Here is a 23754-nt window from a genome sequence, read left to right as displayed (position 1 = left end):
GCAGCCGTCGCATTCGTACCGGAAAAACTCCCGGCCATATCCGGGAAATACCGCAAGTGATCTCCCCACCAGCGCGGAGCCGCTCTAGGCTCTTGGTACCGCCGAGTCGCGCACTGAGCGCCGCCGGGCAAGGAGGGCCGCATGACCGTACGGCGAGTAATGGGCATCGAGACGGAGTACGGGATCTCCGTCCCGGGTCACCCGAACGCCAATGCCATGCTCACCTCGTCCCAGATCGTCAACGCCTACGCCGCGGCGATGCACCGGGCGCGCCGCGCCCGCTGGGACTTCGAGGAGGAGAACCCGCTGCGGGACGCCCGCGGCTTCGACCTCGCCCGCGAGGTCGCCGACTCCAGCCAGCTCACCGACGAGGACATCGGCCTCGCCAACGTGATCCTCACCAACGGCGCCCGGCTCTACGTGGACCACGCCCACCCCGAGTACAGCGCCCCCGAGGTCACCAACCCGCGCGACGCCGTGCTCTGGGACAAGGCCGGCGAGCGGATCATGGCCGAGGCGGCCGAGCGCGCCGCCCAGCTCCCCGGCGCCCAGCCCATCCACCTCTACAAGAACAACACGGACAACAAGGGCGCCTCCTACGGCACGCACGAGAACTACCTGATGAAGCGGGAGACCCCCTTCTCGGACATCGTGCGCCACCTGACGCCCTTCTTCGTCTCCCGCCAGGTCGTCACCGGCGCCGGCCGCGTCGGCCTCGGACAGGACGGCCGCGAGGACGGCTTCCAGATCAGCCAGCGCGCCGACTACTTCGAGGTCGAGGTCGGCCTGGAGACCACCCTCAAGCGCCCCATCATCAACACCCGTGACGAGCCGCACGCCGACGCGGAGAAGTACCGCCGGCTGCACGTGATCATCGGGGACGCCAACCTCTCCGAGATCTCCACCTACCTCAAGCTCGGCACCACGGCGCTCGTCCTGTCCATGATCGAGGACGGGTTCATCACCGTCGACCTCGCCGTGGACCAGCCCGTCCGCACCCTCCACCACGTCTCGCACGACCCCTCGCTCCAGTACCTCGTCACGCTGCGCAGCGGCCGGACGCTCACCGCGGTGCAGCTCCAGATGGAGTACTTCGAGCTGGCCAGGAAGTACGTGGACGAGCGGTACGGCACGGACGCCGACGAGCAGACCAGGGACGTCCTGGCGCGGTGGGAGGACACCCTCAACCGCCTGGAGAACGACCCGATGAGCCTCGCCGGCGAGCTGGACTGGATCGCCAAGCGGGAGCTCATGGAGGGCTACCGGCGCCGCGACGGCCTGGACTGGGACGCCCCCCGGCTGCACCTGGTCGACCTCCAGTACGCGGACGTGCGGCCCGACAAGGGCCTGTACAACCGGCTGGCGGCCCGCGGGCGCATGAAACGGCTCCTGGACGAGGCCGAGGTCGAGCGGGCCCGGACGGCGCCGCCGGAGGACACCAGGGCCTACTTCCGGGGCCGCTGCCTGGAGCAGTACGCGGACGACGTGGCCGCCGCGTCCTGGGACTCGGTGATCTTCGACCTGCCGGGCCGCGACTCGCTCCAGCGCGTCCCGACCTTGGAGCCCCTGCGGGGCACCAAGGCCCATGTGGCGGCCCTCCTGGACCGCTGCCGCACGGCGGAGGAGCTCGTCAGAGTCCTCTCGGGCAACTGATTCGAGACCGGAAAAGGGCCTGAAATACCTGGGGCCTGGGAATCATGGAAGCAGTGCACGGGCGTTGCGGAAACGCGGGGGCCGATGTCGGTCCCGGCTTGTAGGGTCTGATCTTGCAGGACCCCAGCAGCACATGTCCGAGCGATCCGATTCGAGCGGGGTGAGGAAATGGCGGCCAAGGACACCGGCGGCGGACAGCAGAAGGCCACGCGTTCCACGGAGGAGGTCGAGGAGACCACCACGGAGGCGAACTCCGACCTCCAGGAACGCCAGGAGAAGCTGAGCGAGGACGTGGACTCGGTCCTCGACGAGATCGACGACGTACTCGAAGAGAATGCCGAGGAGTTCGTGCGGTCCTTCGTACAAAAGGGTGGCGAGTAGTCCCACCGCCGATTCGAAGGTGGAACGCGGGTGGGGGCTTGATCGGCAACGGCAGTCGGCCGGGTGAGAACGTCCGCTCTCGGGTGGACGCGCCGGCAGGGCGCACGTACCGCCGCACGTGGCGGCAGATCAAGGCCCCGCTCCGGGCGGGACCGGCGAGGGCGGGGACCGGAGGGGCTCTCGACGCGCTGCGGGCGCGCCCCGCTCCGGCGGCACGCGGGCGCCGTCAGCGGCCTCGGTGCGGCCGCACCGGAGCCGAGCGCGAGCCGCTGACCGCCGCCCGGCGGGTGTCTGCGTGATCTGCCAGGAGAGTCCGGCGGAGCATGTGGATCACGATCATCGGACGGGTAAGGTCCGAGGCGTACTGTGCTTCAGCTGCAACGCGGCTCTGGGGCAACTCAAGGATCGGCCGGACGTCATCAGGCGGGCGGCCGCTTACGTGGAAGGAAACCTGTGGAACCCAACACTCGTAGCACGGGGCGTCTACCGGCAGCCTTCCTGACGCCGGGCTCCTCCTCCTTCATCGACTTCCTCGGCGACCACTCGCCGGAGCTGCTGCCGGGCAACCGGAAGCTCCCGGAGGGGATCGTCGAGGCTCCGCACGGTACGACCATCGTGGCCGCGACGTTCCCGGGGGGCGTCGTGCTCGCGGGTGACCGGCGGGCCACCATGGGTAACATGATCGCGCAGCGGGACATCGAGAAGGTGTTTCCGGCGGACGAGTACTCCGCGGTCGGCATCGCCGGCACCGCCGGTCTCGCCGTCGAGATGGTGAAGCTGTTCCAGCTGGAGCTGGAGCACTTCGAGAAGGTGGAGGGCGCCACGCTCTCGCTGGAGGGCAAGGCGAACCGTCTCTCCACCATGATCCGCAGCAACCTCGGCATGGCCATGCAGGGCCTCGCCGTCGTGCCGCTCTTCGCCGGCTGGGACGAGGGCCGCGAGAAGGGCCGGATCTTCTCGTACGACGTCACCGGCGGCCGCTCCGAGGAGCACGGCTACGCCGCCACCGGCTCGGGTTCCATCTTCGCCCGCGGCTCCATGAAGAAGCTGTACCGCGAGGACCTCTCGGAGCAGCAGGCGACCACCCTGGTCGTGCAGGCGCTGTACGACGCGGCGGACGACGACTCGGCGACCGGTGGCCCGGACCTGGCCCGCCGGATCTTCCCGATCGTCACCGTCATCACCGAGGAGGGCTTCCGCAGGCTCAGCGAGGCGGAATCCTCCGAGCTGGCCCGTTCGATCACCGAGCGGCGTATGGAGCAGCCGGACGGTCCGCGCGCCGCCCTGCTCTGACCCGTACGTCGCCCCCTCACAGCCCAGAAGAAAGGGACGAGCGCCGGTGTCGACACCGTTCTACGTCTCCCCCCAGCAGGCCATGGCCGACCGCGCGGAGTACGCCCGCAAGGGCATCGCGCGGGGCCGCAGCCTCGTGGTCCTCCAGTACGCCGACGGCATCGTCTTCGTCGGCGAGAACCCGTCCCGTGCCCTGCACAAGTTCAGCGAGATCTACGACCGGATCGGCTTCGCCGCCGCCGGCAAGTACAACGAGTACGAGAACCTGCGCATCGGCGGCGTCCGCTACGCCGACCTGCGCGGCTACACCTACGACCGGGACGACGTCACGGCGCGCGGTCTGGCCAACGTGTACGCGCAGACGCTGGGCACCATCTTCTCCAGCGCCGGCGAGAAGCCGTACGAGGTGGAGCTGGTGGTCGCCGAGGTCGGCACCGAGCCGGCCGGGGACCAGATCTACCGGTTGCCGCACGACGGCTCCATCGTGGACGAGCACGGCTCGGTCGCGGTGGGCGGCAACGCGGAGCAGATCAGCTCCTTCCTGGACCAGCGCCACCGGGACGGGATGTCGCTCGCGGAGGCCCTGAAGCTCGCCGTGCAGGCGCTGTCCCGGGACACCAACGGCACCGAGCGGGAGATCCCCGCCGAGCGGCTGGAGGTGGCGGTGCTGGACCGCACGCGTCCGCAGCAGCGGAAGTTCAAGCGGATCGTCGGCCGCCAGCTCTCCCGCCTCCTGGAGGCGGACAACGCGGCGCTGGCGAAGACGGACGAGCCCTCGGACGAGGCGGCCGAGGAGTAGGCGCGCCCGCGCGTGCGGAGGGGCCCGGTCCACCAGGACCGGGCCCCTTTGCGCGTTCCGGGGCTCAGGGGGCCGGTGCGGGGCCGGTGGAGCCGCGGGCGACCAGTTCGGCGGGGAGGACGTCCGATCGGGCGGGCTCGCCCGCCAGGACGGCGAGCAGTGCCTCCATGCCCCGGCGGCCGAACTCCTCGGCGGGCAGCCGGACGGTGGTGAGCTCGGGTTCGACGGCCGTCGCGAGGGCCATGTCGTCGAAGCCGGTGACGGACAGGTCCTCCGGCACGCGCAGGCCGAGGCGCCGGGCGGCCTTGCACACCCCGGCCGCGAGGATGTCGTCGTCGCAGACCACCGCGGTGGGGCGGGGCCCGGGTGCGGCCAGGGCCGCTCCGGCGGCTTCCCGGGCGGCCGCGACGGTCAGCGGGGACCGTACGGTGCGGACCTCGGCCCCGCGCAGCGCCTCGCCGAGGGAGGCGGCCCGGACGTCGAAGGTCCAGGAGGGGGCGGCGGACGCCAGGTGCAGGAAGCGGCGGTGGCCGAGGGCGAGCAGGTGGGCGGTGACGAGCCGCATGCCCTGGGCGACGTCGAGGTTGACGTGGGCGGCGGCGCCGGGGTCGGCCGGGTCGCTGTCGAGCATCACGAGCGGGAGTTCGCCGCCCCGGAAGGCGTCCAGGGCGGCGGTGGCCATCGAGGAGGCGAGTACGCCGTCCAGGGCGGCCTGGGCGGAGGCGAAGGGGTCGCGGGCGGGGCCCACGCCGTCGGGGGAGGGGTAGAGGACGACGCCGAAGCCGTGGTCGGCGGCGACCGCCGCCGCGCCCGTGTACACGTGGGCGAAGAACTCGTTGGTGAGCGCGGGGACGACGAGGAGGGCGGTGCGGGTGCGGCCGAGGCGGAGGTTGCGGGCCGCGAGGTTGGGCCGGTAGCCGAGCTCGCGGGCGGCCTGCCGGACGGTGCCGGCGGTGCGTTCCGAGACCCGGCCGCGCCACTTCTCGCCGAGGACGAGTGAGACGGTGGCCTGCGAGACGCCTGCGGCCCGGGCGACGTCCTTGCTGGTCGGACGGGTGGTGCCCGGGGGTTCGGGGGTCTGCACGGGGCCTCCGCGTCGGGCGGTGTCGGTGGGCGGCGGGTGGGGTCGGTCGGGGTGCGGGGTGGACCCGCGACACGGCGCCATGATACGTATGACGACGGAAGTTATACGTAAAACCTCGGCGGGAGCCGACGGAGGGGAGACCCGCATGGCCACCGAGGCCACGGCACACGGCGGCTACCGCGACATCCTGCGGGCGCCGCACGCGCTCCGCCTGCTCACCGGCACCCTGGTCGGCCGGCTGCCCAACGGCACCGGTCCCGTCGCCATGACCCTCTTCGTCCGCGACCAGGGCGGCGGCTACACCCTCGCGGGCGGCCTCGTCGCCGCGTACGGCCTCGCCAACGCCGTCGGACAGCCGCTCCTCGGCCGCGCCGTCGACCTCAAGGGCCAGCCCCGGGTCCAGCTCCCCGCCGCGGTGCTCTCCGCCCTCGGCATGGCCCTCTTCGCCCTCGCCGGCATCGGGAACCTCCCGCTCGCCTACGCCGCCGTCGTCCTCGCCGGGTTCTTCACCCCGCCGCTGGAGGGCGGCCTGCGGGCCCTCTGGCCGAGCGTGCTGGGCCGCGAGGACCGGGTGCACCGCGCGTACGCCCTGGACGCGGTCGCCCAGGAGGTCATGTTCACCGTCGGCCCGCTCCTGGTGACCCTCCTCGTCGCCCTGTGGTCGCCCGCCGCCGCCCTGCTCGTCATCAATGTCATCGGCGTGCTCGGCGCGCTGTCGGTCGTGGTCTCGGAGCCCTCCCGGGCCTGGCGCTCCGCGCCCCGGGAGGCCCACTGGCTCGGCGCCCTGCGCTCCCCGGGGCTGCTCGCCCTGCTCGGCTCCTTCTTCTTCGTGGGCCTCGCCCTCGGCTCCATCACGGTGGCCGCCGTCGCCTACGCCGACGACCGCGGCGCCCCGTCCGTGTACGGCTGGCTGATGGCCGCCCTCGGCCTCGGCGCCCTCCTCGGCGGCGTCCTCTACGGCGCCCGGCGGTGGGCCGGCGCGCCCGAACGTCGGCTGCGCGTCCTGGTGGCGCTCCTCGCGCTCTGCTACCTGCCGCTGACGCTCATGCCGGGCCCGATCGCCATGAGCGGCCTCGCGGCCCTCTCGGGCTTCTTCCTCGCCCCGGTCCTGGCCTGCGCGTTCATCGTGGTGGACCGGCACGCCCCGGCGGGCACGGTCACCGAGGCCTTCTCCTGGCTGGTCACCACCTTCGGCGTCGGCGCCGCCCTGGGCTCGGCCGCCGCGGGACCCGCCCTCGAAGAGGCCGGGACCGTGGCCGGGTTCGCGGTGGCGGGCGCCGGCGGTCTCGCGGCGCTGCTGGTCCTGCTCGCCACCGGGCGGGTGCTGAACGACCCCGACGCGCCCGGGCGCGGCTCGCGACACGCCGTGAGCGGGGGCGGCGCCACTGCCGTGCACACCGAAAAGAACGCCCTCTGACCGGAAAACGATCGAGACGGAAACGTCCAACCCGGTTTCAGCACAGGCTGTCAGGCGTAATGTTCAGACATGGACCGCCGCATTTTCGGGCTGGAGAACGAGTACGGCGTCACGTGCACGTTCAGGGGACAGCGCCGACTGTCTCCTGACGAAGTGGCGCGGTACCTCTTCCGCCGAGTCGTGTCATGGGGCCGCAGCAGCAATGTCTTCCTGCGGAACGGTGCCCGCCTGTACCTCGACGTGGGTTCGCATCCGGAATACGCCACACCGGAATGCGACGACGTGATCGAACTGGTCACCCACGACAAGGCCGGCGAGCGCATTCTCGAAGGTCTTCTCGTGGACGCCGAACGCCGCCTGCACGAGGAGGGAATCGCGGGCGACGTCTATCTCTTCAAGAACAACACCGACTCCGCCGGAAACTCCTACGGCTGCCACGAGAACTATCTCGTCGCCCGCCACGGCGAGTTCTCCCGCCTCGCCGACATCCTCATCCCGTTCCTGGTGACGCGTCAGCTGATCTGCGGCGCGGGCAAGGTGCTGCAGACCCCGCGCGGCGCCGTCTACTGCGTCTCCCAGCGCGCCGAGCACATCTGGGAGGGCGTCAGCTCCGCCACCACCCGCTCCCGGCCCATCATCAACACCCGGGACGAGCCGCACGCCGACGCCGAGCGCTACCGCCGGCTCCACGTGATCGTCGGCGACTCCAACATGTCCGAGACGACCATGCTCCTCAAGGTCGGCGCCACCGACCTCGTGCTGCGCATGATCGAGGCGGGCACCGTGATGCGGGACCTGACTCTGGAGAACCCGATCCGGGCCATCCGCGAGGTCAGCCACGACATCACCGGCCAGCGCAAGGTGCGCCTGGCCAGCGGCCGCGAGGCCTCCGCCCTGGAGGTGCAGCGCGAGTACTTCGAGAAGGCCTCCGACTTCGTCGACCGGCGCGGCATCCGCTCCGGCACGGTCGCCCAGGTGCTCGAACTGTGGGGCCGCACGCTCGACGCGATCGAGCAGGAGGAGCTGGACCGCATCCAGACCGAGATCGACTGGGTGATGAAGTACAAGCTCATCGAGCGGTACCGGGCCAAGCACAACATGACCATGTCGAACCCGAGGGTCGCCCAGATAGACCTCGCGTACCACGACATCCACCGCCGCCGCGGGCTGTACTACCTGCTCCAGAAGAACGGGCAGGCGGCGCGGATCTGCAACGACGTGAAGATCTTCGAGGGCAAGTCCGTGCCCCCGCAGACCACCCGGGCCCGGCTCCGCGGCGACTTCATCCGCCGCGCCCAGGAGCAGCGCCGGGACTTCACCGTCGACTGGGTCCACCTGAAGCTCAACGACCAGGCGCAGCGCACGGTCCTGTGCAAGGACCCGTTCCGCTCGGTCGACGACCGGGTGGAGAAGCTGATCGCCGGTATGTAGGACGATCACAAAACCGGGCCGGGGCCCCGCGCGGAGGACGCGCGGGGCCCTGGACGTCTCAGGCGGGTCCCCTAGAGTGTCCGGACAACTACTGTGCCGTCTGAGATCTGAGGAACACGTGCGCCGACTTGCCGGCCTTCTCGTCGTCCCGCTGCTGCTGCTCACAGCGGCCTGCGGCAGCGAGACCAAAGGCTCCGATAACGCCTCGATGACCAACGGGCTCCCCGCGATCACCGCGGGCGAGAAGTTCGGTGAGAAGCCGACCCTCTCCAAGGGCGAGGGCGACCCGCCGAAGGAGCTCAAGGTCAACGTCATCAGCGAGGGCGACGGCCCGGCGACCAAGGAGGGCGACGCCCTCCAGGTCAACTACCTCGGTCAGACCTGGGACTCGACGACCCCCTTCGACAACAGCTTCGACCGCGGCGAGCCCTTCACCCTCACCCTCGGTGCCGGCCAGGTCATCAAGGGCTGGGACCAGGGCCTGAAGGGCCAGAAGGTCGGCAGCCGCGTCGAGATCGGCATCCCGCCGGAGCTCGGCTACGGCGAGCAGGGCTCCCCCCCGAGCATCAAGGGCGGCGCCACCCTCGTCTTCGTCGTCGACATCCTGAAGGCGACCACGATCCCGAAGTCCGCCGAGGGCACCGTCGTCGCCCAGGAGAACAAGGACCTTCCCAAGGTCGGCACCAACACCGACGGCAAGGCCCCCTCGCTGACCGTCCCGAAGACCGACGCGCCGAAGAAGCTGGTCTCCGACTACGTCATCGAGGGCAAGGGCGAGGCCGTCAAGGCCACCGACACGCTGACCGTCCAGTACCAGGGCGTGCTCTGGAAGGACGGCAAGAAGTTCGACAGCTCTTACGACCGGGGCGCCCCGGCCACCTTCCCGCTCGCCAACGTCATCAAGGGCTGGAGCAAGGGCCTCGAGGGCAAGAAGGTCGGCAGCCGCGTGATGCTCGTCGTCCCGCCGGCCGACGGCTACGGCGACCAGGCCCAGGGGCCGATCCCGGCGAACTCGACCCTCGTCTTCACCGTGGACATCCTGTCCAAGCAGTGACGGGTTCCCGCGCGCCCCGGCCCTCCAAGCGGTAGGTTGTCGGGGTCGCGCGGGCCATCGTCCGCGCGGTTCCACCCGTATGAGGAGCACACTGCAGTGAGCATCGAGAAGCCCGAGGTCGACTTCCCGGGCGGCGAGCCGCCGGCCGACCTGGAGATCAAGGACATCTGGCAGGGCGACGGCGCGGAGGCCGCGGCCGGCGACCACGTCAAGGTCCACTACGTGGGTGTCTCCTTCAGCACCGGCGAGGAGTTCGACGCCTCCTGGAACCGCGGCGAGGCGCTGCCGTTCCAGCTCGGTGTCGGCCAGGTCATCAAGGGCTGGGACCAGGGCGTCCAGGGCATGAAGGTCGGCGGTCGCCGCCAGCTGGTCATCCCCGCGCACCTGGCCTACGGCGACCGCGGCGCCGGCGCCAAGATCGCCCCGGGCGAGACGCTGATCTTCGTCTGCGACCTGGTGGACGTGAAGAAGGGCTGAGCCGCCCCGCGCGGCCACGAGGGCCCCCGCCTCCGCGGCGGGGGCCCTCGGCTTTTGTCCGGACACCCCGGGGCGGTACGGTCGGACGTCCGAGAACGGAACCGGGGAAGAGGGTGCAAGGCGTCCATGGCGATTGCCAAGGCCGAGCGGCTCATGAATCTCGCGCTGTGCCTGCTCGGGACGCGACGCGCCCTCAGCAAGCGGGAGCTGCGCGGCTCCATCGAGGCCTATCTGGAGGCCAGCGGCGACGAGGCCTTCAATCGCATGTTCGAGCGCGACAAGGACGACCTGCGCGAGCTCGGACTGGTGATCGAGACCGTCGAGAACCTCGACGGCGAGACCGGCTACCTCGCCCGCCGCGACTCCAACCGCCTGCCTCCCATCACCCTGGACGTCGAGGAGGCCGCCGCGCTCGGCCTTGCCGCCCGCGTCTGGCAGCAGGCCCGGCTGGCCGGAGCCGCCAGCGGTGCCCTGCAGAAGCTGCGCGCCGCCGGCATGCCCGAGGCCGAGGACACCTACGACCTCCAGCCGAGCGCCCTCGAACCCCGCATCCCGGTCCACGAGGCCGCCTTCGAGCCGCTGATGCTCGCCTGCCGCGACCGGCGCCCGGTCTCCTTCGAGTACCGCAAGGCGAACGCCGCCCGCCCCGAGCCCCGCCAGGTCGAGCCGTGGACGCTGGAGTGCTGGCGCGGCCACTGGTACCTCGCCGGCTGGGACCGCGACCGCGGCGCCGAGCGCGTCTTCCGCCTCTCCCGCATCACCGGCAAGGTCCGCTCCCGGGCCGGCGCCTTCACCGCGCCGGTGCCCGACGCCGTCACCGTCCGCGAGACCGTCGAGAGCTGGGCGGGGGAGACCGCCACCCGCTCCGCCCGGATCCGGCTGCGCAGCGGCTGCGGCTACCCGCTGCGGGCCCGCGCCACCGAGACGCGCGAGGGCACCGACGGCTGGGACGAGCTGGAGATCCCGTACGGGCACGGCCTCGACGCCTGGCTCGTCGAGTTCGGCCCCGACGTCGTCGTACTGGAACCGGCCGACCTGAGGGCCGACGTGGTGGAGCGGCTGCGCGCCGTCGCCAAGGGCTGAGGGGAAGACGAACCGCATGGCTGCCAACGCGATCGACCAGACGAGGCGGATGCTCTCCCTCGTCACCTACCTCCGCGAGCGCCCCGGCGCCCACGTCGCCGACGTGGCCCGCGCCTTCGGCATCACGGAGGACGAGCTCATCTCCGACCTCGACGTGCTGCCCATGTGCGGCACCAGCTTCCGGGGCGGCGACCTCCTCGACATCGACACCGACGGCGACCGGATCTGGTGGCGCAACCCGGGCGCTCTGAGCGCCGAGGCCTCCGAGCCGCTGCGCCTGGCCGCCGACGAGGCGACCGCGCTGCTGGTCGCCGCCCGGGCCGTCGCCACCCTGCCGGGGCTGCGCGAGGGCGACCGGGACGCGCTGGTGCGCGCCACCGCCAAGCTGGAGGCCGCCGCCGGCGAGGCCGCCGGAGCCAGCGCCCGGCTCTCGGTCACCTTCGAGTCCGAGGGCGGTGTCTTCGCCGAGGTCGACCGCGCCATCTCCGAGCGCAAGCGGCTCTGGCTCCGCTACTACTCGCCGGCCCGCGACCGGCTCACCGAGCGGGAGGTCGACCCCATCCGCCTCTTCGCGGTCGGCCACACCTACATGGAGGCGTGGTGTCGCCTCTCGGAGGACCGCCGCACCTTCCGGCTCGACCGGGTCGCCGAGATCCGGATCATGGACGAGGCCGCCGCGCCCCCGGAGCTGGAGCTGCGGGACCTGTCCGAGGGGCTGGTCCAGCCCTCCGCCGACGACCCGGAGGTCGTGGTCGAGGTCGGGCCGGGCGGCCGCTGGGTCGCCGAGTACTACCCGCACGACCGGGCCGACGAGCTGCCCGACGGCGGCCTGCGGATCACCCTGCGGACCCCCGACCCGGCCTCGCTGAAGCGGCTCGCGCTGCGGCTCGGCAGCGACGGGCGGATCGTCACGCCGGCCGGGCTCGCGGACAGTGCCCGCGAGGCGGCGGCGGCGGCCCTCGCCGCGTACGAGGGCGTGTGACCTGTCTCTCGTGAGGCGGGCGGGTGACGGGTCTCTCCTACGAGGGCGCGTCACCGGCCCCGTCAGAGGGGCGGGCGGGGGAGCCCTCCGGAGGGGGGGGACTTTCCCGAGTGGCAGCGAATCCCAGCGAGTCTTCCAGGTAGAGAGTTGAGGGAAATGTCCGTGATGTCCGGCCTGTCGGCGTCGATCACCCCGGTCCTCTTCAAGGCCGCCTGCCCCGACTGCCGCTGCCGCTTCGAACTGGCCGCCGGCGCCCTGCGCCTCGCCATCGGAGCCAGCCGCCGCACCACCTTCTACTCCTTCACCTGCCCCGCATGCGGAAGCTCCGTCCGCAAGCCCGCCGGCGAGCGCATCGTCGAACTCCTCACCGGCGGCGGCGTCCGCACCCTCCGCCTCCACACCACCGCCTGACCGGCGCCCGACCCCGCAAACGCTAGGCTCCGCCCATGTTCTGGCCCATGCTCGCGATCGCCCTCGGCTTCCTCGGCCTCGCCGTCCTCGGCGTCCTCGCCGTCCGGGTCTTCCTGGAGGTGCGGCGGCTCGGCCGCCAAGTGGAAGACACCACACGACGCATCCAGCGCGCCGCGGACGAGCTGGAGACCGCCGCCGACGGACTGGCGCGAACAAGCCGTTCCCTGCCGTGAGTCGAGAGGCCCGCACCCGGCCGATACGGCCTGATCAGGGCCGCTCGGACGCAATCGCGAGTACGCACGGGCATTGCCCGACGTTTACTCCTGCGGGTTACGATCGCAGACAGCGCGGAGGCCGGACGCATGTCCGACCGGCCGGGCACGCACCCATGCCGCCTCGGTGAGAAGAGAGACCACAGTCATGTTCCGTCAGATCGGTCCCCTGGAGATCAGCCTCATCCTGCTGGTCGTCGTGCTCCTCTTCGGTGCCAAGAAGCTTCCGGAGATGGCCCGCTCCCTCGGCAAGTCGGCCCGCATCCTCAAGAGCGAGGCCAAGGCGATGAAGTCGGAGGGCCAGGAGGCCGCTCCCGCCGAGGCCCCGGCCGACCAGGCCGCCCCCGCGGCCCCGCGCACCATCAAGGCCGCCCCCGGCGACGTCACCGGCGCCCGTCCCGTGACCGAGGCGTCGGACACCACCCAGCGCTGACCCGGCCCGCGCCGGCCGCTGAACCGTTCGCCCGCAAGTTCGCCGCCCAGCGGCCTGCCCGCACGAGATGAGGACGTGGGTTGCCCAAGTCTGCCCGCATCAAGAAGGAGAAGGACCCCGAGGGGCGGATGCCACTCGCGGACCACCTCCGTGAGCTGCGCAACCGCCTCGCGAAGGCGATGCTGGCGATCGTGCTCGCCTCCGTGGTGGCCGCGTTCTTCAGCCAGCAGCTGATGGCCCTTCTGTCGTCCCCCGTACCGAAGTGCGACCCGGGCACCTCCCTGGCCGCGAACACCGGCGGTCGGTGCGTCGTCCTCGCCTACCAGACCATGCTCTCCCCCTTCACCTCCACGGTGAAGGTGATCATGCTGGCGGGCCTCGTCGCCTCCAGCCCGATCTGGCTGTACCAGCTGTGGGCCTTCGTCGCGCCCGGCCTCCACAAGAGCGAGAAGAAGTACACGTACTGGTTCGCCGCCATCGCCGTCCCGCTCTTCGCGGCCGGCGCCTACACGGCGTTCCTGATCATGCCCGTCAGCGTGCGCGTCCTGATCAGCATCACGCCCGACGTCGCCTCGAACTTCCTCTCCCTCGACGACCTGCTGGACTTCACCACCAGGATGGTGCTGGTCTTCGGCCTCGCCTTCGAGCTGCCGCTGCTGCTGATCATGCTCAACCTCACCGGCGTGGTCACCGGCAAGCGCATGGCCGGCTGGTGGCGCGCCATGGTGATGGGCACCTTCGTCTTCGGCGCCGTCGCCACCCCGTCGACCGACCCGCTCGGCATGATCGCCCTCGCCGGGCCGATCATCGTCCTGTACTTCATCGCCGTCGGCTTCTCGCTGCTCAACGACAAGCGGCGGGCCCGCAACAACCCCGACGCCCAGCTCTCCGACGACGAGGCGTCCGTACTGGACCTCACCCCCGAGCCCGTCGGCGCCCTGGACCCCGTCCCCGCCGCCCGCGCCCTGCCCGAGCAGGCCACCGGCGACGGCGACGGCACCCGCGCCCACCGGGCCGGCTACGACGACATCACCTGACCCCGGCCAGGTCGTGAACAGGTCCCCCCGGACGAGAGAGCAGGGGGGACCTCGTCGTTCCCGGAGCCGCGCGCACCGTGCCCGCCCGGTCACGGAGGGCCGCCTCGAACCCTGTCGATAAAGATCGCGTCACTGTCGGAGGGGGCGGGTAGGCTCGAAGACAAGATGACAGAGGACCTCACCCCAGCCGAGGCGTACGCGGCCGCACGGGCGCGCAACGCGGAGCAGGCCACCGCGCTGGCCCCCTTCCGAGAGATGTACGAATTCGGACTGGACGCGTTCCAGATCGAGGCGTGCCAGGCTCTCGAAGCGGGCAAGGGCGTGCTCGTCGCCGCCCCCACGGGCTCCGGCAAGACCATCGTCGGCGAGTTCGCCGTCCACCTCGCCCTCACCCAGGGCCGCAAGTGCTTCTACACGACGCCCATCAAGGCGCTGTCGAACCAGAAGTTCGCCGACCTCGTCAAGCGGTACGGCCCCGACAAGGTCGGCCTGCTCACCGGCGACAACAGCGTGAACGGCGACGCGCCGATCGTCGTCATGACCACCGAGGTCCTCCGCAACATGCTCTACGCGGGGTCCCAGGCGCTCTCCGGCCTCGGCTACGTGGTCATGGACGAGGTCCACTACCTCTCCGACCGCTTCCGCGGCGCCGTCTGGGAGGAAGTGATCATCCACCTCCCCGAGTCGGTCACCCTCGTCTCCCTCTCCGCCACCGTCTCCAACGCCGAGGAGTTCGGCGACTGGCTCGACACCGTCCGCGGCGACACCGAGGTCATCGTCTCCGAGAGCCGGCCCGTCCCGCTCTGGCAGCACGTCCTCGCCGGCCGCCGGATGTACGACCTCTTCGAGGAGGAGACCGACCACGGCGGCCGCGGCGCGGGCCGCCGCGAGGTCAACCCCGACCTCCTCCGCCTCGCCCGCACCGAGAACACCCGCACGTACAACCCCCGAGACCGCCGCCGCGGCAAGATGGTCCGCGAGGCCGACCGCGAGCGCGAGCGCCGCCAGCGCTCCCGCATCTGGACCCCCGGCCGCCCCGAGGTCATCGAACGGCTCGACAACGAGGGCCTGCTTCCGGCCATCACCTTCATCTTCAGCCGCGCCGGCTGCGAGGCCGCCGTCCAGCAGTGCCTCTACGCCGGCCTCAGGCTCAACGACGACGAGGGCCGCCGCCGCGTCCGCGAGATCGTCGAGGCCCGCACCGCCGCCATCCCCGACGAGGACCTCCACGTCCTCGGCTACTTCGAGTGGCTGGAGGCGCTGGAGCGCGGCATCGCCGCCCACCACGCCGGCATGCTCCCCACCTTCAAGGAGGTCGTCGAGGAGCTCTTCGTCCGCGGCCTCGTCAAGGCCGTCTTCGCCACCGAGACGCTCGCCCTCGGCATCAACATGCCCGCCCGGTCGGTCGTCCTCGAGAAGCTGGTCAAGTGGAACGGCGAGCAGCACGCGGACATCACCCCCGGCGAGTACACCCAGCTCACCGGCCGGGCCGGCCGCCGCGGCATCGACGTCGAGGGCCACGCCGTCGTCCTCTGGCAGCGCGGCCTCGACCCCGAGCACCTCGCCGGGCTCGCGGGCACCCGCACCTACCCGCTGCGCTCCAGCTTCCGCCCCTCGTACAACATGGCGGTCAACCTGGTCGAGCAGTTCGGCCGGCACCGCTCCAGGGAGCTCCTGGAGACCTCCTTCGCCCAGTTCCAGGCCGACCGCTCCGTCGTCGGCATCTCCCGGCAGGTCCAGCGGAACGAGGAGGGCCTCGACGGCTACCGCGAGGGCATGACCTGCCACCTCGGCGACTTCGAGGAGTACGCGCGGCTCCGCCGCGACCTCAAGGACCGCGAGACGGAACTGGCCAAGCAGGGCGCCGCCCAGCGGCGCGCCCAGGCCGCCGCCTCCCTGGAGAAGCTGAAGCCCGGCGACGTCATCCACGTGCCGACCGGCAAGTTCGCCGGCCTCGCGCTCGTCCTCGACCCCGGCATCCCCGCCGGCCGCACCAACGGCCACCGCGGCTTCGAGCACCACGACGGGCCCCGGCCCCTCGTCCTCACCGCCGAGCGGCAGGTCAAGCGCCTCGCCTCCATCGACTTCCCGGTCCCGGTGGAGGCCCTGGAGCGCATGAGGATCCCCAGGACCTTCAACCCGCGCTCCCCGCAGTCCCGCCGCGACCTCGCCTCCGCGCTCCGCTCCAAGGCCGGACACATCAACCCCGAGCGGCACCGCAAGCAGCGCTCCGGCGCCGCCGACGACCGCGAGATCGCGCGGCTGCGCTCGGCGATCCGCGCACACCCCTGCCACGGCTGCGACGAGCGCGAGGACCACGCCCGCTGGGCCGAGCGCTACCACCGCCTCCAGCGCGACACCAAGCAGCTGGAGCGGCGCATCGAGGGGCGGACCAACACCATCGCCCGCACCTTCGACCGGATCGTCGCGCTCCTCACCGAACTCGACTACCTGCGCGGCGACGAGGTCACCGACAACGGCAAGCGGCTCGCCCGCCTCTACGGCGAACTGGACCTCCTCGCCAGCGAATGCCTCCGCGAGGGCGTCTGGGAGGGGCTCGCCCCCGCCGAACTCGCCGCCTGCGTCTCCGCCCTCGTCTTCGAGGCGCGACAGGCCGACGACGCCGTGGCGCCGAAGGTGCCCGGCGGCCAGGCCAAGGCGGCGCTCGCCGAGATGGTCCACATCTGGGGCCGGCTCGACGCCCTGGAGGAGGAGTTCAAGATCAACCAGGCGGAGGGCGTCGGCCAGCGCGAGCCCGACCTCGGCTTCGCCTGGGCCGCCTACCAGTGGGCCTCCGACAAGAGCCTCGACGAGGTGCTGCGCGAGGCGGAGATGCCGGCCGGCGACTTCGTCCGCTGGTGCAAGCAGGTCATCGACGTCCTCGGCCAGATCGCCGCGGCCGCCCCCAAGGAGAACAGCACGGTCGCGAAGAACGCGCGCAAGGCCGTGGACGCGCTGCTGCGCGGAGTGGTGGCGTACAGCTCCGTGGGCTGACGTCGCCTCACATCCCGCTGGAGGGGCCCGTGGTGGAGGACACCGCGGGCCCCTTCGCCGCTTCTGGAGGGCACCGCGGCTCCCCTCCGCCGCTTCGGCGCGGTTGTCCACAGGCCGTCGTCCACAGGGTGGCGCGACGGCCGAGCCATCCGCTTGCATGGACGCACACAGGGGCACAGCGAGTGGGGGAGGGGCCGTACATGACCACGCACACCGGCGCGGAGGCGGGAAGCGCCATCACCATCGCCGAGGGACCGCGCGGAGTGCCGGTGCTCGGCAATCTGCCGGCCTTCGGCAAGGACCCGCTCGCCTTCTTCGAACAGCTGCGGGACCGGGGCGACTTCGTCCGCTGGCGGTTCGGCCCGAGCCCCGCGCTCTTCATCGCCCACCCGGACCACATCGGCGAACTCCTCACCGGCGTCGAGACCACCTTCGACCAGCCTGACCTGGGCATCGCCCTCCGCACCCTGCTCGGGAACGGCGTCGTGGTCGCCAAAGGCCGGGACTGGCGCCGCAAACGCTCGCTCGTGCAGCCGTCCGTCCGCCCCAAGCAGGTCCGCTCCTACGCGGCGACCATGACGGAGTGCGCCGTCGCCCTCGCCGACCGCTGGTCGGAAGGGCAGCGGATCGACATCAAGAAGGAGATGGCGGACCTCACCCGACTGATCGCCGTCCGCACCATCTTCGGGGCCGACACCGCCGCCGACGCGGAAGCCATCGGGCGGGCCATGGACATCGCCCAGCAGGAGATCGGCGCGGAACTCAGCGGGATCGGCGCCCTCCTGCCCGACTGGATCCCCACCCCCGGCCGGACCCGCGTCAAGCGCGCCACCGCCGTCATCGACGCCGAGGTCGCCCGCCTCGTCGCCCGCCACCGGGACGGCGACGAGGACCGCCCCGACCTCCTCAGCCGGCTCCTGACGGCCCGGGACGAGACCGGGGCCCAGCTCTCCGACCGAGAGGTCCGCGACGAGACGGTCACCCTCTACATCGGCGGCCACGAGACCACCAGCTCCACCCTCGTCTGGGCCTGGTACCTCCTCTCCCGCGACGAGAGGGTCCGCCGGACCCTGACCGAGGAACTCGACCGGGTCCTCACCGACCACGAGCCCGGCTACGACGACTACGCCTCCCTCACCTACACCCAGGCCGTCATCAAGGAGACCCTCCGCCTCTACCCCACCATCTGGCTGCTCACCGGCATCGCCAAGGAGGGCGCCACCCTCGGCGGCACCCCCATCCCGCCCGGCACCCGCGTCTGGTCCAGCCAGTGGGCCACCCACCGCGACCCCCGCTGGTACGGCGACGCCGACACCTTCCGCCCCGAGCGCTGGCTCACCGACGACGCGGCCGCACCGGCCGAGAAGATCCCCGAATACGCCTGGTACCCCTTCGGCGGCGGCCCCCGCGTCTGCCTCGGCACCCGCTTCGCCCTCGTGGAGGCGGTCCTCGTCCTCGCCGTCCTCGCCCGCCGCTACGACCTGCGCGTGGACCCCGAAGAGATACGCCCGGTCCCCAGCCTCACCCTCCAACCCCACCGCGAGGTCCTGGCCCACGTCCGGAGACGGGGGAGCGGGGAGGGGTAAGGGGCCCGCCTCCTCCTGCCTCCGGGGTGGGCGTCAGGGGGTCTGGGTGGTGGGTTCCTGTTCGCGTTCCACCTGGGCGTTCCATTCGCGCTTGATGGCGCGCCAGGCTTCGTCGGTCTTGCCGTGGCGCCAGTAGCCGGAGATGGAGAGGCGTTCGCGGGGGACCTGGCGGTCCATGCGGAGGTGGCGGCGGAGTTCCTTGACGAAGCCGGCTTCGCCGTGGACGAAGGCGTGGACGTCGCCCTCGGGGAAGGGCAGGGCTCGTACGGCCTCGATGAGGGCCTCGCCGGTCGGGCGGCCGGCGCGGTGGAGCCAGGTCACCTCGATGCCCGGCTCGGTCGCGAACTTCTGCTCGTCGGAGGCGCCCTCGACCTCGATGAAGGCGTGCACCCGCGCGCCGGCGGGGAGGCGTTCGAGGGCGACCGCGATGGCCGGGAGAGCGCTCTCGTCGCCGGCCAGGAGGTGCCAGTCCGCGGCCGGGTCCGGGGCGTAGCCGCCGCCGGGGCCGAGGAAGCGGACCGTCTCGCCGGCCTGGGCGCGGGCCGCCCAGGGGCCCGCCAGGCCCTCGTCGCCGTGGACCACGAAGTCCACGGTCAGCTCGCGGTGCACCGGGTCCCAGGCGCGCACCGTGTACGTGCGGGTGGTGGGCCACTGCTCGCGCGGGTACTCGGCCCGGATCCGCTCCATGTCGAAGGGCTCCGGATAGGTGACCTCCGCGGGCGCGAAGAGCAGCTTCACGTAGTGGTCGGTGAAGGATCCGGCGTCGAAACCGTCGAGGCCCGGGCCGCCGAGCACGATCCGCACCATGTGCGGGGTGATCCGCTCGGTGCGCACCACACGCGCTTCGGTGGCCCGGGGGGCCTTGCGGGCCGGCTGCTCTGCCACGGTGGGCACTCCTGACTGCCTGAGTGAGAGTTAGGTATGCCTAAGTTAACACCCTCGTGCGCTCGGCGCGTCAGCGGTCGGAGAGGACCGGCAGCAGTCGGCTCACGGCGCCGCCGAGGTTCCAGCGGGCCGCCAGCGCCTCCAGGGACGCCGGATCGCGCGGGGCCGCGGGCAGCGCCGGGTCGAAGTCGGGCAGCGCCACGTCCCGCGCGACCCGGACCACCGTCGGCGCCACGTCCAGATAGGCCGCGGCCTCGACGATCCCGCGCCGCTTGGCCGGGGTGAGCTTCGAGGTGCGGTCCTCGGCCGCCGCCCGGACGCCGGCCAGGTCGCCGTACTCGGTGATCAGCTGTGCCGCCGTCTTCTCGCCGATGCCCTTCACCCCGGGCAGGCCGTCGCTGGCATCGCCGCGGAGCGCCGCGAAGTCGGCGTACTGGTCGGGCCGCACCCCGTACTTCGCGCGGATCAGCTCGTCGTCCACCAGATCGCAGTCGCCGACGCCCTTGCGCGGGTACAGCACCCGGACCGCCCGCTCGTCGTCGACGAGCTGGAAGAGGTCCCGGTCGCCGGTCACGATGTCCACCGGGCCCTTCGCCCGCTCCGAGAGCGTGCCGATCACGTCGTCCGCCTCGTAGCCCGCCGCGCCGATCCGGGCGATGCCGAGCGCCGCGAGAACCTCCTCGATCACCGGCACCTGCGGGGCGAGCGTGTCCGGGATCTCCTCCTCGTCCGGCCCGGTCTCCGTCTCCACGGCCACCCGGTGCGCCTTGTAGGACGGGATCAGGTCCACCCGCCACTGCGGACGCCAGTCCTCGTCCCAGCAGGCGACCAGGTCGTCCGGCCGGTGGTCGTGCACCAGCCGGCCGATGAAGTCGAGCAGCCCCCGCACGGCGTTGACCGGTGTCCCGTCCGGGGCCCGGACCGAGTCCGGCACGCCGAAGTACGCGCGGAAGTAGAGGCTGGCGGTGTCCAGGAGCATCAGGCGTCGCGTCACACCCCGATCATGCCGCACCCGACCGACACCGGCCCGCACCCGACCGTGACCGGCCCGGATCCCGCCTGGACCCGGCCCGGGCCAGGCCCGGACCCGGCCGGACCTGGCCCGGACCCGGCCGGACCTGGCCCGGATCCGGCCGGACCTGGCCCGGATCCGGCGCGCACCCCGGCGGCGGCCGCACGCTCCGGGCGCGGCCCGGCGCCGGCCGGAGCACCCGCCGGGCGTCGGCTGCCGCACCCCGCGGTCTCCGTACCCCCCCCGTGACCCCCGTCACCTTTGCGTTTGCTCTCTGGGGGCCGGGGCAGGCGCGAGCGCGGAGCGGACCCGGTAAGGGGCCCCGAGCAGTGGGCCCCGTACACGACGGGTGACGCGGGCAGATCCCGTCCCGCTCCAACGGCCCGGTCGCGGGGGTGGCGGGCCGTTTTCCCTGCTATCCGTGAGGTGAATGTGTCCAGGCTCCAGGCCGACCACCTGTTCAAGGTGTTCGCCAGACGCCCCGCCGACGAGACCGCGGCCGTCCGCGCGCTCGTGAACGGCGCCGACCGCGACGAACTGCGCGAGGACGGCGTCACCGCCGCCGTCGTCGACGCGTCGTTCGTGGTCGAACCGGGTCAGATCTTCGTGGTCATGGGCCTCTCGGGTTCCGGCAAGTCCACCCTGCTGCGCATGCTGAACGGCCTGCTCGAACCCACCGCGGGCCGCGTCCTCTACGACGGCGACGACCTCACCGCGCTCTCCCCCCGCGCGCTGCGCGAGGTCCGTTCCCGCCGCGTCAGCATGGTCTTCCAGCACTTCGCGCTCTTCCCGCACCGCACCGTCCTGGAGAACGCCGGCTACGGCCTGGAGGTCCAGGGCGTCCCGCGCGCCGAACGCGAGAAGCGCGCCGCGGAGGCGCTGGAGCTGTGCGGCCTGGCCGGCTGGGAGAAGTCCTGGCCCGACGAGCTCTCCGGCGGCATGCAGCAGCGCGTGGGCCTGGCCCGGGCGCTCGCCACCGACGCCGACCTGCTGCTCATGGACGAGTCCTTCAGCGCCCTCGACCCGCTGATCCGCCGTGACATGCAGGACCAGCTCCTGGTGCTCCAGAAGCAGCTGAAGAAGACCATCGTCTTCATCACCCACGACCTCAACGAGGCCATGCGCCTCGGCGACCGCATCGCCGTGATGCGCGGCGGCCGGATCGTGCAGCTCGGCTCGGCCGAGGACATCCTCGTCCGGCCCGCCGACGACTACGTCGCCTCCTTCATCCAGGACGTCGACCGCTCCCGGGTGCTCACCGCCTCCGCCGTGATGACCTCCCCGGAGGCCGGGACCGAACTCGACCCGGACGCCCCCGTCGCGGGCCCCGACACGCTCCTCGCCGACCTGTGCGCCCTCGCCGCCGAGGGCCCGCACCCGGTGACCGTCCGGGACTCCGGCGGGGCCGCCCTCGGAGTCGTACAGAAGGAAAGGCTGCTCGCCGTGATGGGCGGGCTCGCGACCGAGGAGGTGACCGCTCGTGCCTGAGCTTCCCCTCGGTTCCTGGGTCGACGCGTCCGTCGACTGGCTCCAGGCCCGGTTCTCCTGGCTCTTCGACGCCGTCAGCTCCGGCATCACCGGCCTCTACGACGGCATCGACGCCGTCCTGTCGGCGCCCCAGCCGCTGCTCTTCGCCGGCATCCTCGCCGTCGTCGCCTGGTGGCTGCGCGGCCTCGCCGCCGGTCTGCTCTCCTTCGCCGGGCTCGCGCTCGTCGACTCCGTACAGCTGTGGGACGAGGCGATGGCGACGCTCTCGCTGGTCCTCGTCGCCACCCTCGTCACCCTGGTGATCGCCGTCCCGCTCGGCATCTGGGCGGCCCGGTCCACGACGGTCAGCGCCGTGCTGCGGCCCGTCCTCGACTTCATGCAGACCATGCCGGCGATGGTCTACCTCATCCCCGGCATCATCTTCTTCGGCGTGGGCGTGGTCCCCGGCATCATCGCCACCATCGTCTTCGCGCTGCCGCCCGGCGTCCGCATGACCGAGCTCGGCATCCGCCAGGTCGACGCCGAACTCGTGGAGGCCGCCGAGGCGTTCGGCACCACGCCGCGCAACACCCTGCTCCGCGTCCAGCTGCCGCTCGCCGTCCCCACGATCATGGCCGGCGTCAACCAGGTCATCATGCTCGGCCTGTCCATGGTCGTCATCGCCGGCATGGTCGGCGGCGGCGGGCTCGGCGGCGCCGTCTACAAGGCCATCGGCAACGTCGACATCGGCCTCGGCTTCGAGGCCGGCGTCTCCATCGTCGTCCTCGCCATGTACCTCGACCGGATGACCGGCGCGCTCGGCCGCCAGGTCTCCCCGCTCGGCCGCCGCGCCCTCGTGAAGGCCCGCGCCGCCGTCGCCCGCCGCCGCACCGCCCGGCTGTGGGCGCACCGCCCGCAGCCCGTCACCGCGCTCGTCGGCATCGTCGTCCTCGCGCTCGTCGCGGGCGGCACCGGCTTCCTCGGCGGCTCCGGCGCCACCTCGACCGCCGCGTCCGGCACGGGCGCCGGCCACGGCAAGAAGATCAGCATCGGCTACATCCCGTGGGACGAGGGCATCGCCTCCACCTACCTGTGGAAGGAGCTCCTGGAGCGCCGCGGGTACGAGGTCGAGACCAAGCAGCTGGAGGCCGGCGCGCTGTACACCGGCCTCGCCGGCGGGCAGCTCGACTTCCAGACCGACGCGTGGCTGCCCGTCACCCACGCCTCGTACCTGGAGAAGTACGGGAACAAGCTGGAGGACCTCGGTTCCTGGTACGGCCCGACCTCCCTGGAGCTTTCCGTCCCCTCGTACGTGAAGGACGTGAGGTCCCTCGCCGACCTGAAGGGCAAGGGCGACCGCTTCAAGGGCCGCATCATCGGCATCGAGCCCAGCGCCGGCATGATGGGCATCCTCAAGGACAAGGTCCTGAAGGAGTACGGCCTGGAGGGCGAGTACGAGGTCGTCGACGGCTCCACGCCCGGCATGCTCGCCGAGCTGAAGCGCGCGTACGACCGCGAGGAACCGGTCGTCGTCACCCTGTGGTCCCCGCACTGGGCGTACTCCGCGCACGACCTGACGAAGCTCGCCGACCCGAAGGGCGTCTGGGGCAAGGGCGACGGCGTCCACACCCTGGCCCGCAAGGGCTTCAGCGCGGAGAACCCCGAGGTGGGCGCCTGGCTGAAGGACTTCGAGCTCAGCGAGAAGCAGCTCACCGGGCTCGAGGCGGAGATCCAGAAGAGCGGCAAGGGCAAGGAGCAGCAGGCCGTCCGCACCTGGCTGGACGCCCAGCCGGGCCTCGCGGAGCGGCTCGCCCCGCAGTGACGGGGGGTCTTCACCCGTAGCGGGGGGTTTCACCCCTAGGCGGAGGGGTGGGGGGCCGGGCCCCCCCGCGGCCCCCCCCCCCCCCGGGGCCCCCCCCCCCCCGGGGGGGGGCCGCGGGGGGGGGCCCCCGCCCCCCCCCCCCCCCCCCCCGGGGCCCCCCGGCCGGCGCGGAGGGGGGTGC

General features: G+C 72.1%; 22 protein-coding genes. 19 read left to right on the top strand and 3 right to left on the bottom strand.

The window, feature by feature from the left end:
- Positions 1-141: 141 nt before the first annotated feature.
- The 5 genes from dop to prcA all read left to right on the top strand — a co-directional run bounded on the left by dop (position 142) and on the right by prcA (position 4126).
- Positions 142-1653 (top strand): depupylase/deamidase Dop, encoded by a 1512-nt coding sequence (gene dop, locus ACFZCF_RS23570; RefSeq protein WP_388447085.1) that lies wholly within the window; start codon positions 142-144, stop codon positions 1651-1653.
- A gap of 168 nt (positions 1654-1821) precedes the next feature.
- Positions 1822-2034: a ubiquitin-like protein Pup gene (locus ACFZCF_RS23565; protein WP_383462315.1), complete on the top strand. Its 213-nt coding sequence runs from the start codon at positions 1822-1824 to the stop codon at positions 2032-2034.
- Between the two features lie 118 nt (positions 2035-2152).
- Positions 2153-2536 carry an endonuclease domain-containing protein gene (locus ACFZCF_RS23560; protein WP_391288551.1) on the top strand — a complete coding sequence of 128 codons (384 nt, stop codon included), beginning with the start codon at positions 2153-2155 and terminating at the stop codon, positions 2534-2536.
- Positions 2488-3327: a proteasome subunit beta gene (gene prcB, locus ACFZCF_RS23555; RefSeq protein ID WP_391288549.1), complete on the top strand. Its 840-nt coding sequence runs from the start codon at positions 2488-2490 to the stop codon at positions 3325-3327. Before ACFZCF_RS23560 ends, prcB begins: the two co-directional genes overlap by 49 nt.
- Before the next feature lie 46 nt (positions 3328-3373).
- Complete coding sequence (gene prcA / locus ACFZCF_RS23550; protein ID WP_388447078.1) at positions 3374-4126, top strand: proteasome subunit alpha; 753 nt, start codon at positions 3374-3376, stop codon at positions 4124-4126.
- Positions 4127-4190: 64 nt separating this feature from the next.
- On the opposite strand, the gene ACFZCF_RS23545 is transcribed toward prcA, so the two are convergent.
- Complete coding sequence (locus tag ACFZCF_RS23545) at positions 4191-5210, bottom strand: LacI family DNA-binding transcriptional regulator (protein WP_388447076.1); 1020 nt, start codon at positions 5208-5210, stop codon at positions 4191-4193.
- 145 nt (positions 5211-5355) lie between these two features.
- On the opposite strand from ACFZCF_RS23545, the gene ACFZCF_RS23540 reads away from it, so the two are divergent.
- From ACFZCF_RS23540 to ACFZCF_RS23485, 12 genes are all read left to right on the top strand, one after another.
- Entirely contained in the window at positions 5356-6627 is a 1272-nt protein-coding gene (locus ACFZCF_RS23540) for an MFS transporter (protein ID WP_391288545.1), read from the top strand.
- A 69-nt stretch (positions 6628-6696) separates the two neighbouring features.
- A complete protein-coding gene (gene pafA, locus ACFZCF_RS23535; RefSeq protein ID WP_031013984.1) occupies positions 6697-8058 on the top strand; it encodes a Pup--protein ligase in 1362 nt (453 codons plus the stop codon).
- A gap of 118 nt (positions 8059-8176) precedes the next feature.
- The gene (locus tag ACFZCF_RS23530; RefSeq protein ID WP_388447072.1) at positions 8177-9112 is read left to right on the top strand and encodes an FKBP-type peptidyl-prolyl cis-trans isomerase; all 936 of its coding nucleotides are present in this window, start codon (positions 8177-8179) and stop codon (positions 9110-9112) included.
- Positions 9113-9208: 96 nt separating this feature from the next.
- Positions 9209-9589: an FKBP-type peptidyl-prolyl cis-trans isomerase gene (locus ACFZCF_RS23525; protein WP_189949638.1), complete on the top strand. Its 381-nt coding sequence runs from the start codon at positions 9209-9211 to the stop codon at positions 9587-9589.
- Between the two features lie 126 nt (positions 9590-9715).
- Positions 9716-10672 (top strand): WYL domain-containing protein, encoded by a 957-nt coding sequence (locus ACFZCF_RS23520; protein ID WP_391288542.1) that lies wholly within the window; start codon positions 9716-9718, stop codon positions 10670-10672.
- A gap of 16 nt (positions 10673-10688) precedes the next feature.
- Positions 10689-11654, top strand: a complete 966-nt coding sequence (locus tag ACFZCF_RS23515) for a helix-turn-helix transcriptional regulator (RefSeq protein ID WP_388447068.1) — start codon at positions 10689-10691, stop codon at positions 11652-11654.
- Positions 11655-11810: 156 nt separating this feature from the next.
- On the top strand, positions 11811-12065 hold the full coding sequence (locus ACFZCF_RS23510; RefSeq protein ID WP_388447066.1) for a hypothetical protein: 255 nt from the start codon (positions 11811-11813) through the stop codon (positions 12063-12065).
- A gap of 35 nt (positions 12066-12100) precedes the next feature.
- Positions 12101-12298 carry a hypothetical protein gene (locus ACFZCF_RS23505; RefSeq protein WP_388447064.1) on the top strand — a complete coding sequence of 66 codons (198 nt, stop codon included), beginning with the start codon at positions 12101-12103 and terminating at the stop codon, positions 12296-12298.
- 187 nt (positions 12299-12485) lie between these two features.
- A complete protein-coding gene (tatA, locus tag ACFZCF_RS23500; RefSeq protein WP_189949628.1) occupies positions 12486-12770 on the top strand; it encodes a Sec-independent protein translocase subunit TatA in 285 nt (94 codons plus the stop codon).
- A gap of 128 nt (positions 12771-12898) precedes the next feature.
- Positions 12899-13807, top strand: coding sequence for a twin-arginine translocase subunit TatC (gene tatC, locus ACFZCF_RS23495; RefSeq protein ID WP_391288730.1), 909 nt, complete (start codon positions 12899-12901; stop codon positions 13805-13807).
- Between the two features lie 165 nt (positions 13808-13972).
- Positions 13973-16801, top strand: a complete 2829-nt coding sequence (locus ACFZCF_RS23490; RefSeq protein ID WP_391288539.1) for a DEAD/DEAH box helicase — start codon at positions 13973-13975, stop codon at positions 16799-16801.
- 200 nt (positions 16802-17001) lie between these two features.
- On the top strand, positions 17002-18387 hold the full coding sequence (locus tag ACFZCF_RS23485; RefSeq protein ID WP_391288538.1) for a cytochrome P450: 1386 nt from the start codon (positions 17002-17004) through the stop codon (positions 18385-18387).
- Between the two features lie 33 nt (positions 18388-18420).
- Here the strand turns inward: ACFZCF_RS23485 and ACFZCF_RS23480 are convergent, their stop codons facing one another.
- Positions 18421-19272, bottom strand: a complete 852-nt coding sequence (locus ACFZCF_RS23480; protein ID WP_391288536.1) for an SIP domain-containing protein — start codon at positions 19270-19272, stop codon at positions 18421-18423.
- 70 nt (positions 19273-19342) lie between these two features.
- Positions 19343-20251 (bottom strand): 5'-3' exonuclease H3TH domain-containing protein, encoded by a 909-nt coding sequence (locus ACFZCF_RS23475; RefSeq protein WP_391288728.1) that lies wholly within the window; start codon positions 20249-20251, stop codon positions 19343-19345.
- 465 nt (positions 20252-20716) lie between these two features.
- Between ACFZCF_RS23475 and ACFZCF_RS23470 the strand changes: the two genes are divergently transcribed.
- Positions 20717-21772 carry a glycine betaine/L-proline ABC transporter ATP-binding protein gene (locus ACFZCF_RS23470; RefSeq protein ID WP_388447056.1) on the top strand — a complete coding sequence of 352 codons (1056 nt, stop codon included), beginning with the start codon at positions 20717-20719 and terminating at the stop codon, positions 21770-21772.
- Positions 21765-23573 carry a glycine betaine ABC transporter substrate-binding protein gene (locus ACFZCF_RS23465; protein ID WP_391288534.1) on the top strand — a complete coding sequence of 603 codons (1809 nt, stop codon included), beginning with the start codon at positions 21765-21767 and terminating at the stop codon, positions 23571-23573. Before ACFZCF_RS23470 ends, ACFZCF_RS23465 begins: the two co-directional genes overlap by 8 nt.
- Positions 23574-23754 lie beyond the last annotated feature (181 nt).

Source organism: Streptomyces sp. NPDC007945, from assembly GCF_042958885.1.
Taxonomy (GTDB): Bacteria; Actinomycetota; Actinomycetes; order Streptomycetales; family Streptomycetaceae; genus Streptomyces.
Note: the sequence above shows the minus strand (reverse complement) of the source record. Positions and strands in the feature narration are given on the sequence as shown.

Excerpts from the sequence above, each read along its gene's own strand:
- dop (WP_388447085.1), top strand. The coding sequence starts at position 142 with ATGACCGTACGGCGAGTAATGGGCATCGAGACGGAGTACGGGATCTCC.
- ACFZCF_RS23565 (WP_383462315.1), top strand. The coding sequence starts at position 1,822 with ATGGCGGCCAAGGACACCGGCGGCGGACAGCAGAAGGCCACGCGTTCC.
- ACFZCF_RS23540 (WP_391288545.1), top strand. The coding sequence starts at position 5,356 with ATGGCCACCGAGGCCACGGCACACGGCGGCTACCGCGACATCCTGCGG.
- pafA (WP_031013984.1), top strand. The coding sequence starts at position 6,697 with ATGGACCGCCGCATTTTCGGGCTGGAGAACGAGTACGGCGTCACGTGC.
- ACFZCF_RS23520 (WP_391288542.1), top strand. The coding sequence starts at position 9,716 with ATGGCGATTGCCAAGGCCGAGCGGCTCATGAATCTCGCGCTGTGCCTG.
- ACFZCF_RS23515 (WP_388447068.1), top strand. The coding sequence starts at position 10,689 with ATGGCTGCCAACGCGATCGACCAGACGAGGCGGATGCTCTCCCTCGTC.
- ACFZCF_RS23510 (WP_388447066.1), top strand. The coding sequence starts at position 11,811 with ATGTCCGTGATGTCCGGCCTGTCGGCGTCGATCACCCCGGTCCTCTTC.
- ACFZCF_RS23505 (WP_388447064.1), top strand. The coding sequence starts at position 12,101 with ATGTTCTGGCCCATGCTCGCGATCGCCCTCGGCTTCCTCGGCCTCGCC.
- tatA (WP_189949628.1), top strand. The coding sequence starts at position 12,486 with ATGTTCCGTCAGATCGGTCCCCTGGAGATCAGCCTCATCCTGCTGGTC.
- tatC (WP_391288730.1), top strand. The coding sequence starts at position 12,899 with ATGCCACTCGCGGACCACCTCCGTGAGCTGCGCAACCGCCTCGCGAAG.
- ACFZCF_RS23490 (WP_391288539.1), top strand. The coding sequence starts at position 13,973 with ATGACAGAGGACCTCACCCCAGCCGAGGCGTACGCGGCCGCACGGGCG.
- ACFZCF_RS23485 (WP_391288538.1), top strand. The coding sequence starts at position 17,002 with ATGACCACGCACACCGGCGCGGAGGCGGGAAGCGCCATCACCATCGCC.
- ACFZCF_RS23475 (WP_391288728.1), bottom strand. The coding sequence starts at position 20,251 with ATGCTCCTGGACACCGCCAGCCTCTACTTCCGCGCGTACTTCGGCGTG.